This window comes from Clostridium paridis (genome assembly GCF_016765615.1).
Lineage (GTDB): Bacteria > Bacillota > Clostridia > Clostridiales > Clostridiaceae > Clostridium_T > Clostridium_T paridis.
Map to the genome: position 1 here is coordinate 41,175 of NZ_JAESWA010000027.1, position 14,993 is coordinate 56,167.

The following is a 14,993-nucleotide window of genomic DNA, read 5'->3' on the forward strand; positions in this document are numbered from 1 at the left end:
AGGAGGATGAAAAAGTGAATATAATAAATTTTGCTATTAATGAGATAAAATCTACATTAAGAGATACAAGAACACTTACCTTTATGTTAGCTTTTCCAATAATATTAATCTTAATATTAGGTACAGCTTTATCTGGAGCTTTTAGCAGTGATAACACAGTATCACTAGATAAGATAAGTATAGTATATAAAGACAATAGTACAGGTGAATTTTCTAAGTACTTTGGGGAATTTGTAAAACAAGCTGAAAGGGAAGGAATAAAGTTTGAAAAGGTTGATGATGTAGTAGATGCTAAGAATAAAGTAGAAAAACGAAAATATCAAGGATTTATTGAAATTAATAATGATAGTGTTAAGTTATATGAGAATGATAGAACGTCTATTGAAGGAAATATCGTAGAAGGAATGTTAAAAGGTTTTATTGATAAATATAAACTAATTTCTGAAGTGGTAAAAGTAAAACCACAGGGAGTAGGAGTAGTAGTTAATGATAATAGTGAAGGTAGCTATATTAAAGAAACTTCACTAAATTCAAAAAGCGCCCCTGGAGCTATAGATTATTATTCAATAGCAATGACAACTATGATAGGACTATATGGAGCAATCTCAGCTTGTTTCTTAATAAGAGGAGAGAGAATGAATAAAACAGACACTAGGCTCATTGCGGCACCTGTAAGAAAAAGTGAGATATTAATAGGAAAAGTGCTAGGGGGAATAGGAGCTAATTTACTTTGTGTGCTTGTAGTAATGTTAGTAAGTAAATATGCCTTTAAGGCAAATTGGGGATCAAATATAGGATTAGTTATATTAGTTCTTTTAACTGAAGTTATATTAGCTACAAGTTTTGGGCTTGGAGTAAGTTATATAACTAAAAAACCAGAAGCGCCTAGAGCAATTGTTATGCTTGTGGTACAAGTAGCTTCCTTCTTGGGAGGAGCATATTTCCCAATTACATCAGAAAATAGCACTGGAATTTTAAACTTTTTAGTAAAGTTATCTCCACTTTCTTGGAATAATGAAGCAATAAATAAACTAATATATACCTCAGATAGTTATGCTGTTATACCAGCAATAGTTATAAATATGGCAGTAGCTTGCTTGTTTTTAGTAATATCCGGAGTAATAGCTGGAAGAAGGGAGGCTCTTTAAGATGAAAGATATATTATGGTTAGTTAAAAATGGATTAAAGGTCACATTTAGAAAAAAATCTAATATCTTCTTATATATAATTGCTCCTTTGATTGGAATATTAATATCCCTAGTTGTTTATAGTGGAAATGGTGATAATAATTTAAGAGTCGGAGTTTTAAATAAGGATAGTAATTATATAGCTAAAGATGCTGTTGATTATATGCAAAAATCAGGAAACTTTAAGATAGAAAATATAGATGAAGGGGATATAAATGACAAAGTAACCTCAGGAAAGCTAGACTGTGTGGTAATAATTACAGATGGATTTTCTAAAAGCGTAGAAAGTGGAAATCCAAGTAATATAGAAGTTACTTCAATAAAAGGAGCTCAGGCAACTACCTATGTTAAGTCGTATCTATATAATTATATAAATAATATCAGTGATATAAGCAAGGTATCAGCTGGAGATAAGGAAACCTTCCAAAAGATTTATACAAACTATAGAAGTAATGATTTTAACTTATCAGTAAATACCTTAAAGGATACTTCAAAATCTAAGGCCATGACAGCACAATCAATAGGATTTTTAATTATGATAGTGCTTATGTCAGCAGGAAATTTATCAGAAGTAATAATTAAAGAAAAGCAAAACAGAACCTACTTTAGAATATCTAGTGCACCAATAAATTCTAGAAAATATATAATGGCAAATGTTTTCTTAAGCATGATCATTGTAACCATTGAAATAATTTTAACCTTATTAGTGTTAACTCAGGTGGTGAAGATAGATATAGGAATGCCACTTATACAAATGTTTGGAATGTTATTCTTATTTGGATTTGTAGCAGTAGGCTTCTCACTACTTACTGTTTCTTTTGCAAAGAGTATAAGTGGAGTTGGAGCAATGCAAAACCTTTTAATAACACCTACATGTTTGCTTTCAGGATGTTTCTTTCCAATAGATATTATGCCAAAATATATTCAAAAAATTTCAGATTTTATGCCACAAAAGTGGATATTAACTGGGCTAAGTAGTTTACAGGATGGAAATAGTATTACAAGTATATACATGAATATATTAATAATAATAGCTTTTGCAGTAGCATTCTTCCTAATTGCAATATACAAGTTCTATAGCAATGACGATGTAAGAAATATAGCATAAACTTTATATTAAAAAGAGTTTTAAGAATAGACTTAAAACTCTTTTTCTTTTTAATAAAAATATAATCAAGTGGCAAACTAATAAAAAAAGAAAGGTAAGAGAAAAATGAGTTATGATATTTTAATAAGTAAATTACAGGAACATAACCAAGAAGCAATCTTACTTACTGAGGCCTTTAAACCTAAAAAGATTATATTTTTACATGGAGAGAATGAAAAAAATGAAGTTAATCATATAAATGAACTTTATAAAGAAAAATTCCCGGAAGTTATTGTTGAATTAGTAAAGTTAGAAGTTATATCTCTTGAAGATGTTAGTGGATTAATAGAAAAATTTAAAGAGGAAAAGATTGCAATAAACCTTAAGGATTTAAACAGTTTGTCAATGATTATTCTTGTGCATTTATGTGAAAAATTTAATATCGAAGGCTTATACCTAGACATAGTAGGGGAAAAATTATTAAAACTAGATAAGGGGAATTTAAGCATAACAAAAACTAATATTAAAGATTTAAATATTAAAGAGGTAATACAAAGCAATGGAGTAAGCATAATATGCGAGACAACAGATATTAATAGAAATAGTACCTTAAAAGAAATGGCTAATATCATAGCTAATAATTTAAACTTTTGGGAAGATATAAAATATAAATTAAATGATAAAAAAATATTTATTAATGATATTGAAGACCCTTTTGTGATAAGAATAGATACAAAATTATTTGAAGATAAGGAAAGAAGTTTATGTGATAAGGCAATTGAATATCTAAAAGATAAAAATCAACTGGAATATGATAAAGAGGGCGATGGCATAATTACAGTGAAGTTCTCCAATAATTATATAAAAGGCTTTATATTTAAGAGTGGAAGCTGGCTTGAACTATATACCCAAAATATTATTGAAGAGATACAAGAAATTGAAGAGGTGAAAACGGGAGTTTTATTTTTATGGGGAGATGAAGAAGTAAGACTTAAAAATGAAATTGATGTTATGGCAATAAAGGATTCAAAGCTAATATGTATTTCCTGTAAGGATAGCGCAAAATATGATGATGTGGCTTTAAATGAACTAGATGTATATAGTAATAAAACTGCAGGGCAGGTGGTTAAAAAAGTTTTAGTTGCAACTAAGGCACCTATAAAGATTTCTGTTTTAGAAAGAGCAAAGGAAATGAATATAGACATTATAATTTTTGACGGAAATAGAAGTGAGTTTAAGAAAGCTTTAGAAAAAAGCTTAAAATAGAATGTAGCTAATAAATATGTAAACTTAGGTGTTGTCATTATAAGATTCTTAAAAATCTCGACAACACCTTTAAAGTTAAAAAGTTATTAATTAAGGAATACTGAAAAAAATGAAAAGATAATATAACCTATTAATAATAAAGAGATTGCAATAAATAAAAACAATACTTTTTGGCGTTTTTTCATCTTACTAAAATATAAAAAACATAAAGAAAGTGAAATAGCACTAAAATAAATACCAAAAAGTATGTATTTGAACAATATAAGTGATCCTGTCATAGTTGGATACAATATATTATTTTGATGATAAATAGTATATTGATGTTTCCCGATAATAAAAAATATAGTAAAAGTAATTAGCGGTATAATCACTAAAGTAAATACTTTTATTAATTTATTATTCATGAACTTTACTCACTTCTTTTTCCTATGGTTTCGCCCATTAGGACTCTTGTTTCAAAACCTAATTCAGTTTGTTCTACGATTTCCTTATCTATCTTTACCATACCTTTTTTGAAGAATAATACAGTAGTAGATCCTCCAAACTTAAAGTAGCCTTTTTCTTGCCCTTTTTTAGCTGGTTCTAAAGGTTTATAGGTTTGAATTATTGTTCCAACACAAGTAGCACCTACTTCAACATGAATTATGTCGCCAAAGTTTTCAGATTTAAATATACTCCATTCCCTTTTGTTTTGGCAGAATAGTTTAGGAATATTCTTTAAAGCAATAGGGTTAACTGAATAGTAATGGCCTTCTATTTTTTTAGATTCTAAGCAAACCCCGTTATCAACAAAATGATATCTATGATAATCAACTGGGCATAATCTTAAAATCAAACAAGTTCCTCCATTATATTCGTTAGCAACTTTTTCATCTAAAAGAAGTTCTTTTAAGGAATATGTTAATCCTTTTATCTGAACAACATTATCCATATCAATATTTTCAAAGGCACTTAATCTTCCATCACCAGGAGATACTAAAATATCAGGATTTTTATCTATTGGTCTAGCATCTTCAGTTAATTCTCTTACAAAAAAGTCGTTGAAGCTAGTAAATTCTTCAGGTCTCTTTTTAGAAATTCTCATATCAATATCGAAGTCTTTAATAAATGCAGGAATCTTTTTTATACTGCCTCTAGTATCGCAATGAGCTCCATATATTTTTGTAAATAATTTTTTCTTTACGAAAAGTTCAGTTATACTCTTTCCAATAGGAGAACCATAGGACCATTCTATGTATTTTCCTCCTGCAACATTTTCTACTTCATAGCTTTTTGTTTTTCTATTATATATTTTAATCATTAAATAATCCTCACTTTGAATTATAATTACGTGATTAATTTTAGCACAAAGAGATTAAAATATTAACATTTATATGTTAAATTTTTAAATTGTAAGTAAATGAGATAGTTATTAAAAGGATATAGTGCTATAATTTAATTACTTGTATGTTTAAGTGTATTGACTAGTCAAAAAACATATGGAGAGGATAACTATGAATAAGACGAAAAAAGGAATTTTTGAGGCAGCTATAAAAATATTTTCTAATAATGGATATAAGGGAGCAACTATGGATGAAATAGCTCTAGAGGCTGGAGTTGCAAAAGGAACTTTATATTACCATTTTAAAAGTAAGGAAGAGATATTTAGATTTATAATAATCGAAGGTATTGGTGTTCTTACTGATGAAATATCTGTAGTAGCAAATATAGATAATAACCCTGAAGATAATCTTAGGGAAATATGTATAACACAGCTTACTGTTTTATATAGAAATAAAGACTTTTTCAAGGTCTTAATGAGTCAGCTTTGGGGACAAGAAATAAGACAAATAGAGCTTAGAGAACATTTGCAAAAGTATATAAAGAATATAGAAGTTTATATAAAAGATGCAATGGATAAAGGATTTATTAAGAATGGTGATTCATATTTTATTGCTTATACCTTTTTTGGAAGCTTAGTTTCTGCTGCAATTTATGAATTAGTAAATCAAGATAAAGAGATAGATGAAGTGGTAAATAACTTAATTGAATATACTTTTCACGGCTTAAGTGCAAAATAAATAATATAGAGTTTATATGAGATTTTCATATAAACTCTTATTTTTTTACAAAAAATTAAGATACCATGAAAAACAATGAAAAATAGAGAAAAATATACATGAAATCCTATACTTCACCTAAAACTAGACTACACAGTACAAAGAAATATTTTACAAAAACAAAAAATAGCTTCAAAATAGAACTGACTAGTCAGTACAAAAAGTGGTGAATGAGGTGAAGTTATGAAATTTTTAAAAGTTGCAAAGGAGGATCTTTCTTCAATTTATAAGAATAGATTCTTAAGATTTGCTATCGCAGGAATAATTATAGTACCGTTACTTTATAGCTTACTTTACTTGGCGGCATTCTGGGATCCATATTCTAGAATGGATAAACTTCCAGTTGCAGTTGTAAACCTCGATGCGGGAGCCACAATGGATGGAAAAGAAGTAAACTATGGTAAAGATATTACAGATGAACTTAAAGATAACAAGGATATGGGGTGGAGATTTGTTAGTTACCAGGATGCAGTAGACGGAACAAAGGGAGATAAGTATTACTCCATGTTTGTAATCCCAGAGGATTTTTCAAAGAATATAGTTACTGCAAAGGACTCTACACCAGTAAAAGCAGATATCATTTATACATCAAACAATAGAAAAAACTTCTTAGCATCTCAAATAGGAAGTAAGGTAGAGGATAAGCTAAAGGCAACAATTAATGAAAAGATTTCTAAGGAATATGTGAAGGTTACTTATGAAAATCTTGATACTGTAAAATCTGGAATGAATGATGCAGCGGATGGAAGCGGTAAGTTAGCAGATGGATTAACCACGCTAAAAGGAAATATTCCAGCCTTAGAAGATGGAGTTAATAAGCTTTATGATGGATCAAATCAATTAAATGGAGGATTAGCTGAACTTAATAAAAATGTTTCAACTATAAATCCTGCTGAGCTAGTCAAGATCTCAAGTTATTTGACTCCAGAAAATAAAGACAAAATCACAAATATAATAGCTACAGCAAGACAATTTGAAAACAAGGATTTATCTTCTTTAGATAAAATAACACCAGAGACTATAAATCAGGTTAATAAGAGCTTTACTGATTTACAAGCTGTAACTAATTCAAATGGATTAAAGGTAATTCTTAGTCAGCCATCAATACAAAAGTTAGTAGTCCAAATGAATCCTAATAATCCAGATGGATATCAGCAGATAGCTTTAAGAATGCAAAATGTTGATAAACTACTTGCAGATGCAACAACTCTTCAAGGAACCCTAGCAGATCTACAAGGAAAGATTCCAAAGGAATTATTAAATGCTGATGCAAATGCACAATTAGAGAACTTAAAAGTATTAACTGTTGCAGCAAACAATCTACAAAGTGCAAGTAAGCTTATCACTAATGACGATATAACTAAACTATCTGCACTTTTAAGTAATCCAAGCTCTGTGCAAGCTTTAATTACAAAAATTGAAACAACAAATAATCAACTAAAAAATATAAATGCTGGTTTAGATCAAATGCTTAAACCTTTAAAAGATGCAGGCATGACAGATGACCAAGCTATAAATGCATTAAATACTAATATTCAAGGATTAATAAATTCAATAAGAACTCAAGCAGCAGCTGCAGCAAGTACAAATGCACCAACTATACAAGTTCCAACAAGCTCAGCAGCATTAATTGCAGGTTCATTAACCTTAACTGAAGGATTACTATCTAATAAAGCCTTATTAACTGATGCATCAACTCAGTTAACAAGCTTAGATACTTTAGTTAAATCAAAAGCATACGTAATGGCTCAAAACCCAAATAGCGTAACAGCTTTAAAGAATTTGTTAGACAATTATAATCCTACAATGACTGCTATAAATAATGAGGTTCCATTATTAAATTCACTAGGTCAGTTAATGACACCAGATAATATTAGAGAAATTAATGGACTTATGGCAAACGTAGGAACACTAAAAACAGATATAGCAAATAATCAAGACAACTTAAATCTACTAATGGATGTATCAAGAGTATCAAAGGATCCAAGTGTAAAGGCTCTAATTCCAAAATTAATGTCAGTTCAAACTGATATTAATAATGCAAAACCTATATTAAGTGATTTATCTTCTCCACAAACTATGGAGTTATTACAAAACAGTCCTAAATATGTAGGTATGGTAAAGGGACTTCAAAAGGATCTTAAGACAAATGATCAGATATTAGCTGAGGCAAATACAGCAATAAGTCAAGGAAAGATTGAGGAAGCTAAGGCATTAATTAATGGATTACCTGCCTTAACAAGTGGAGTTAGTCAATTATATGATGGATCAACTCAGCTAAAAGGTGGACTTGGAGACCTTAAAGGAAGTGTTCCTGAATTAAAAGATGGGGTAACTAAGCTTTCTGATGGTTCTAATGAACTTTCCTCTAAACTTAAAGATGGAGCAAGTGACTTAGATAAAGGATTAGTTAATACTCCAGATGAAATGGGTACATTTATTTCAAATCCAGTAAACATGGATAATAAGATAATTGATGAGGTAAAAAATTACGGAACAGGCTTTGCACCATACTTTATACCATTATCTCTTTGGGTAGGAGCTCTTATGATGTTCTTTGTACTTTCACCTAAGTCAAAGGCTGAAAGAGAAGGAAAGAAGATGAGTTCAATTTCAGTAGTTTTAGGTAAATATATGACACTAGGACTTATAGGTATGGTTCAAGCAATACTTGCAAGCTTAATAGTATTAGCATTAGGCTTAAGTCCTCAAAACATGGCACTATATTTCTTGTTTAATATGCTAATGTCATTAACTTTTGTAGCTATGATTCAATTCTTCATAACTACACTAGGAGATGGAGGAAAATTAATAGCAATAGTGTTATTAATACTTCAATTAACAGCTTGTGCAGGTACTTTCCCATTAGAAGTAGTACCAAACTTCTTCAAAGTACTTAATCCATATATGCCATTCACTTATGCAGTAAAAGCATTAAGAGAAGCTATTTCAGGAACAGACGTATCTGTAATAGCTCAGTGTTCAGGTGTATTTGCATTAATTTCAGTAGTATTTGTATCACTAACTATAGTATTTAAGAAAAAAGGCGATTTTATATCAGATAAGATAGAAGAAGTAAAACAAGCAGCATAGAAGAGTAATTAATAAGAGGCTGAGCATTTATATTTAAGTGCAACAGCCTCTTTTTTATATAAAAATATTTTGTAGGATATTAGGTTTATTTCAATATACTTCAAATATATGAAATAATATGGTAAAGTTTAATGGTATTTATATATTAATAAATCTTAAGATTAAGAGTAAAAAAGGAATGATTTAATATGTCAAAAAGAAAAATTTTAAGAATATTATTAGGATTGGCATTAGTTTCAAGTATTTTAGTATCAAATAGTTTAATAAAAGTACAAGCTCAGACACTGGCTAACAAAAGGCTTGAAGGAAAAGATAGGTATGAGACTGCTATATCCATAAGTAATGAAGTTATTAAAGATTCAACTGTAAATAATGTAATATTAGCAACAGGGAGTGACTTTCCAGATGCATTAACAGGAAGTGTACTTGCAGCCAAATTAAAAGCTCCGATATTACTTACTGGAGATGATAGCAACAATGCTAAGGATTTAGATTTTATAAATAAGAATTTACCTAAGTCAGGGAATATATATGTTTTAGGTAGTTCGGGGGTAATACCTGATAAGCTTATAAATCAAATTAAGGCAAATGGATATAACAATATAACTAGATTAGGTGGAAATAATAGAGAAGAAACTGCAAGAATTATAAATCAAAATCTAAACGTACCAAAGGGAACTACTGTAGTAGTAGTAACAGGGCTTGACTTTCCAGATGCATTATCTATTTCAAGTGTAGCAGGAGTTTATCAATACCCAATTGTGCTATCTTATAAAGATAGTTTACCATCTGCTTCAATTCAAACACTTAAAGATATACAACCAAGTAATGTTTATATAATAGGAAGTGAAGGTGTTGTTTCAAATAATGTTGTTAATCAAGTTAAATCAGCAACACCATCTGTAGGCTCTAATGTTTTTAGATTTGGTGGAAAGGATAGATTTGAAACTTCAACACTTATTGCAAAGTCATTTGGACTAAATTCTACAAATTTACTTATTGCAACTGGTTTTGATTTTCCAGATGCATTAAGTGGAAGTGTACTAGCATCAAAGCTAAGGGCTCCAATTCTACTAGTTAATTCAAATGATACAACAACTACTAAAAATTATTTAGATAATGATGCAACCCATATTACAGGATTAATATTCCTAGGTAGTTATGGGGCTGTAAGTCAAGCAGCAGAAAAAGAACTTATAAATGCAGATTCAACAGGTCCAATATATCAACCAGTGATAGGTAAGCCTTCCTTAGAATATATGAATTCAATTTCTGTAACAGCGGATAATTCTATTATTGATGGTGGTATGATAAATGAACATAAACTTCCTTATGATGGTAAGTACTATCATATTCATAGAGAAACTCGACTTCCTGAAGGTTCACCATACGGAGAATGGTATATTGAAGACTATTATATGAAAGTTTTAAGAGAAGTAGTAGGAACTGACGGAAAAATAAGAAGATATATTAATATAATATGTATTGATAGCTTTGGACAATTTAATGATGTTGGTTATATCTATATGAATTAAAGTAAAAATAGCGTTTGAGATTGAAATGAACTAGCTAAAAAGAAGAAAGCTAGTTCATTTTAAATTTCCCGGAAAATATTGACATAGGTGAACCCTAATGATAGTATTAACGTATAAAAGGTTATTTGATACCATATAATAATTTGAGGTGGATTTAATGAGAGTAGAATTACAAGGTAAATTAGAATTAATGACCTATAATTATTTTGAAGCAAAAAAAGAATTTAAGTGGGATATGGCTATACTCAATCACTTTATAGCATTGAGTTATGCTTCAAGAAACAGAAGAATAGAAGCTAAAAAAATTAAAGAAATAAGAGACTTCATTAAAGATACAACAGGAGTATTTTCAAAGTTTAGAGGAAATAACCTATCTTTGATGTCTTTATTATTATCTTTTGAAGATAACTATAAGGAAGTATTTAAGGATATAGAAGAATGGACACAAAAGCTTAAGGATAAAGGAATATCTTCTTATGAATATAGTCCAATGATAGCTTATACCATTTTAAAGAACACAAGCTTTGATAATAGAGAAGAAAAAATAGAAAGAACTAAGCTTTTTTATGAAGATATGAAAAGAAACCATATGTTTTTAACCTCCAAGGATGATTATGTATATGCAGCACTTCTTGGATGTACGGATTTAGATGTTAAAGAGACTACTGAAAGAATAGAATATATCTATAATAAGTTAAGTAAAATGAGATATAGCAAAAGCAATGGACTTCAAACAGTATCTCATGTTTTAGCCTTAAGTGAAGATTTTGACTATAGAATAAGTTTATTTGATCATATGGTATCAGAATTAGAGGAAAAGAAGGTCAAAGTTAAAACTTATACACTTCCATCAGTAGCTTTAATGGCATTAATAACTGATGATGCAAATCTTATATGTAGTGAAGTTTCTGAAATATATGAGGAGCTTAAACGTATGAAAGGATATAAGTATGGGGTTCAAAGCTATATAAAAACCATGTTTAGTTGTATATTAGCTACAAGTATGTATACTGAAGGAGAAAATAAGATGGCAGATATATCTACAGGGTTATCAATGCAACTAATAGCGGTAGCGCAGCAGCAAGCTATGATGGCGGCAGCCTCAGCAGCGGCAGCATCTTCTGCAGCATCAAGTTCTTAAGATATATAGGGGGAGAATATGAGAAAAGCAGGTAAAGTATTTAAGGTTTTAGCAATAAGTTTTATATGCATTTTGTTTATAAATCCAATTCATGCCTTTGGGGCATCGAAGGAATATTATATATCTAATATTGATATTAAAGCAACAGTAGATGATAAAGGAAATATGCAGGTTAAGGAAACTTATAAATATAACTTTACGGGAAGCTTTAATGGAATAAAGAGAAATATAGAAACCAATGGTTCAGACGGGATAGAAAATGTTAAGGTTAATATTAATGACAAAGAAGATGTTAGCCAAAGTGATAGTGAAAATAATAATACCTATAAGTTAAGTGAGTCAGGAAATAGTGAAGAGGTTAAAATTTTTAGTAAGAGCCAAGACGAAGAAAAGGTATTTAATATTAGCTATACAGTAAAAAATGTAGTTACAAAATATAAGGATTTGTCTGAGCTTAAGTGGGTTTTTTATAAAAATGAAGAGGATGTTAAGATAGATAGTATAAATGTTTATATTACTTTGCCAAAAGGTATTACAGGTGAGGTTAGCTTCAATGGTGAAGGACCTAATAGAGGAGTAGCAGAGAATAGTGATAATAAGTTTATTAAGCTAAGCTTAAGTGATATGGGGAAAAATGAAGTAATAGGAGCAGCTATACACTTTCCAGTGGCTTGGGTAAACACTTCAAAAATTATAGATAAAAACTATGATGAATATATGAATGAATCACTTAAAGAAAAAAATAAAACAAACATAGCAATAATGGTAGCAATAACTCTAGGAATGATATTAATAGGTGGCTCAATATATGCTGTTAGTAATAAGAGAAAAAAAGAAATAGCAAAGTATAGAGAAGACTATATATTCTTTAATGGAAATCATTATGAGGATATACCAGCAGATATAACTCCAGCCTTAGTAACTGTCTTACTTGATGATAGGCTAGAGATGAAGGATTTCTTAGCAAGTATATTATATTTAGCTAATAAGGGATTTATTAAATTTGAAGAAAAGATAGATGAAGATAATTATGAGGAAGTTGCTTTTAACCTAGTAAATGGAGTAGATAAATCTTATTTATTAAAGAGTGAAAAGTATTTATTATACTGGTTAAATAAGTTATCTGAAAATGGTAGAGTAGATTTTTCTACGCTAATGGAAGATGCAGGGGAGAAAAGCTTTAGGGATAGATATAATGAATGGGTTAGCAGAGTAAATGAAGATGCTTATGACCTTAATATGTATGTCCATCTAGCAGGAAAAGATAGATTAACCAATGAATATGAAAATGAAAGACTTAAATGGAAAGCCTTTAAGAGATATTTAGTAGATCTAGATGATAAGGAAGGACTAAAAAAGTTAGATGTATGGCAAAGAATACTTCCTTACGCTATTTCATTAGAAGTATTTGATAATATATCAGAGCATATAAGAAAAACTCCAGGATATAATGATGCATATAATCCTATGTATAATTACGGATTCTTATATTTCTATAGCATGTCTTATCAGGATAACTTTAATGATCAATTTAGCCAAAGTGCACCTAATACAAGTTCAAGCTCCAGCTTCACAGGAGGAGATGGGGGAGGATTTGGAGGTGGCGGAGGAAGTAGTGCCTTCTAAAAATCACTAACTATGATATAATTTAATATAGAAATTTAAATAGTGGGCTTATATAATAAAAAGCTCACTTTTTATTTGGGGGAATAATTTATGAAAAGAGTAGCAGCAGTACATGATCTATGTGGCTTTGGAAAAGCTTCCTTAAATACAATAGTTCCTATATTATCGTCTATGGGAGTTCAGGTATGTGCATTACCTACAGCAGTTTTATCAACGCATACTGGTGGATATGAAGGTTTTGCCTTTGAGGATTTAACAGAATATATGGGGAAACATATAGAACATTGGAAAAAGCTAAACTTAGATTTTGATTGTATATATACAGGATATTTAGGTTCTTACAAACAAGTAGAACTTATAAAGGATTTTATAGAGTATTTTGAAAGAAAAGATAACTTGGTGTTAATTGATCCCGTAATGGGGGATGATGGGGAGCTATATCCGTCAATAACTGAGGATATGGTTAAAGAAATGAGAGAACTTATAGCTCATGGTGACATAATAACTCCAAATGTTACAGAGGCGCAAATGCTGCTGAATATAGAATATAAAGGCTGTAGAAATATAGCTGAGTGGAAGGAAATATTAATAAAGCTATCAAAACTGGGTGCAAAAAAGGTAGTATTAACTTCTGCTAAGGAAGAGGGTAATGATAAGGTATTAACCTTGGCTTATGATGGAGAAGAGGAAAGATTCTATAAAATAGAAAATCCTCATGTAGATGTATCCTTCCCAGGAACAGGAGATACCTTTGCTTCACTTGTGGTTGGATATATGCTTAAGGAAGAAGGCTTTAAGGAAAGCTTGCGTAAGTCCTGCAGCTTTATATATAAGATGATAACTGAGAGCAATGGCAAGGTTAAGGATATAAGAGAAGGCTTACCACTAGAAAGCTTCATGAGAGAGCTAATTATGGAGGAATTTGAGTTATTAGAGCTTTCTGAGATATAATTTGTAAGTTGACAGTAAAACCCTAATATATTAAAATTTAATAGTGATTTTAAGTGGTTTAACGAAGTTAGACCACTAAATAAAAATTTCATATTTAAAATTTACGTTCAACTAGAATTTACACGTGCCAGAAAATTGTTTGAAGACACAATTTTATAACAGGTATAAATTAAGTTTCACGTACAAATTATAGTTTAAGTTCAACTACAGTTTATTCACGTTAAAGAAATTGTTAGAAACCACAATTTTTTAACATGTATAAACTAAGTTTCACAGTTAAACTATATATAAGCCTTCGTAGTTAAATGGATATAACAGTCCCCTCCTAAGGGACCGTTGTGGGTTCGATTCCCGCCGGGGGTACCAGTTGTTTATTAAAAAGCTTAGCCGTAGAGGTTAAGCTTTTTTTTATTCAGGGAAGTGGATAAATATTGTATGTAAAAGATTAAGATATACCCCATAGAGTAGACATTATTAAAAGTTGACCTTGGAGATTCTAATGAGTAGGGATTTTTATTTAAGAATTATGTATGATAAGTCATGTTATAAGTAAAGAGGAGTTTTCATGAATCGTTAATTGATTGTTACTTATTATTGAGATCATATATAAGGGTTTATTGTGATTTATTAGTAAATCTTTAAAAAATTTATTTAGTGGCATATGCATAATAGGAAAGACTGCTGGGAAATATCTAACAACCCAATTCTTAGCGCAGTTTTAAAAATAAGTAATTTTAAGACTTAACTATGACATTCCTATAAGATATCAACTTAATGAACTACTGTGTACTGACCGGTATGCGCAGTGGTGCCAGGGTCGCTGAACAAAGCAATTATTTAAGCTAATACTTGGTTTTTTGAATTTGTTATAGGATTATAAACGGTACCGTATCATAAGTAAATGAGGTTTATCTGGTAAGCACTGATATATCTAAGGTTAGGGCAATTTTAGAAAAATTGATTTATTACAAATAAAATAAATTACATACAATATGCATTATTTCTATA

General features: G+C 29.9%; 10 protein-coding genes and 1 tRNA gene. 10 read left to right on the top strand and 1 reads right to left on the bottom strand.

What is annotated here, in order from left to right; genetic code table 11:
• Window positions 1-14 precede the first annotated feature (14 nt).
• The 3 genes from JK634_RS17785 (at window position 15) to JK634_RS17795 (ending at window position 3,540) form a co-directional block, all read left to right on the top strand.
• Window positions 15-1,148 (top strand): ABC transporter permease, encoded by a 1,134-nt coding sequence (locus JK634_RS17785; protein WP_202769070.1) that lies wholly within the window; start codon window positions 15-17, stop codon window positions 1,146-1,148.
• Window position 1,149: 1 nt separating this feature from the next.
• Window positions 1,150-2,295, top strand: a complete 1,146-nt coding sequence (locus tag JK634_RS17790; protein ID WP_202769071.1) for an ABC transporter permease — start codon at window positions 1,150-1,152, stop codon at window positions 2,293-2,295.
• Between the two features lie 105 nt (window positions 2,296-2,400).
• Window positions 2,401-3,540 (top strand): Card1-like endonuclease domain-containing protein, encoded by a 1,140-nt coding sequence (locus tag JK634_RS17795; RefSeq protein WP_202769072.1) that lies wholly within the window; start codon window positions 2,401-2,403, stop codon window positions 3,538-3,540.
• 409 nt (window positions 3,541-3,949) lie between these two features.
• On the opposite strand, the gene JK634_RS17800 is transcribed toward JK634_RS17795, so the two are convergent.
• On the bottom strand, window positions 3,950-4,840 hold the full coding sequence (locus tag JK634_RS17800) for a phosphatidylserine decarboxylase (RefSeq protein WP_202769073.1): 891 nt from the start codon (window positions 4,838-4,840) through the stop codon (window positions 3,950-3,952).
• Between the two features lie 193 nt (window positions 4,841-5,033).
• On the opposite strand from JK634_RS17800, the gene JK634_RS17805 reads away from it, so the two are divergent.
• The 7 genes from JK634_RS17805 to JK634_RS17835 all read left to right on the top strand — a co-directional run bounded on the left by JK634_RS17805 (window position 5,034) and on the right by JK634_RS17835 (window position 14,351).
• Window positions 5,034-5,600, top strand: a complete 567-nt coding sequence (locus tag JK634_RS17805) for a TetR/AcrR family transcriptional regulator (RefSeq protein ID WP_202769074.1) — start codon at window positions 5,034-5,036, stop codon at window positions 5,598-5,600.
• A 222-nt stretch (window positions 5,601-5,822) separates the two neighbouring features.
• Entirely contained in the window at window positions 5,823-8,732 is a 2,910-nt protein-coding gene (locus JK634_RS17810) for a YhgE/Pip domain-containing protein (protein WP_202769075.1), read from the top strand.
• A gap of 188 nt (window positions 8,733-8,920) precedes the next feature.
• The gene (locus JK634_RS17815; protein ID WP_202769076.1) at window positions 8,921-10,267 is read left to right on the top strand and encodes a cell wall-binding repeat-containing protein; all 1,347 of its coding nucleotides are present in this window, start codon (window positions 8,921-8,923) and stop codon (window positions 10,265-10,267) included.
• Between the two features lie 157 nt (window positions 10,268-10,424).
• Window positions 10,425-11,408 carry a DUF4003 family protein gene (locus JK634_RS17820; protein ID WP_202769077.1) on the top strand — a complete coding sequence of 328 codons (984 nt, stop codon included), beginning with the start codon at window positions 10,425-10,427 and terminating at the stop codon, window positions 11,406-11,408.
• An 18-nt stretch (window positions 11,409-11,426) separates the two neighbouring features.
• Window positions 11,427-13,034, top strand: a complete 1,608-nt coding sequence (locus JK634_RS17825) for a DUF2207 domain-containing protein (RefSeq protein ID WP_202769078.1) — start codon at window positions 11,427-11,429, stop codon at window positions 13,032-13,034.
• A 90-nt stretch (window positions 13,035-13,124) separates the two neighbouring features.
• Window positions 13,125-13,985, top strand: a complete 861-nt coding sequence (locus JK634_RS17830) for a pyridoxamine kinase (RefSeq protein ID WP_202769079.1) — start codon at window positions 13,125-13,127, stop codon at window positions 13,983-13,985.
• 291 nt (window positions 13,986-14,276) lie between these two features.
• Window positions 14,277-14,351: transfer RNA gene (locus JK634_RS17835), tRNA-Arg, on the top strand.
• Window positions 14,352-14,993: the final 642 nt, after the last annotated feature.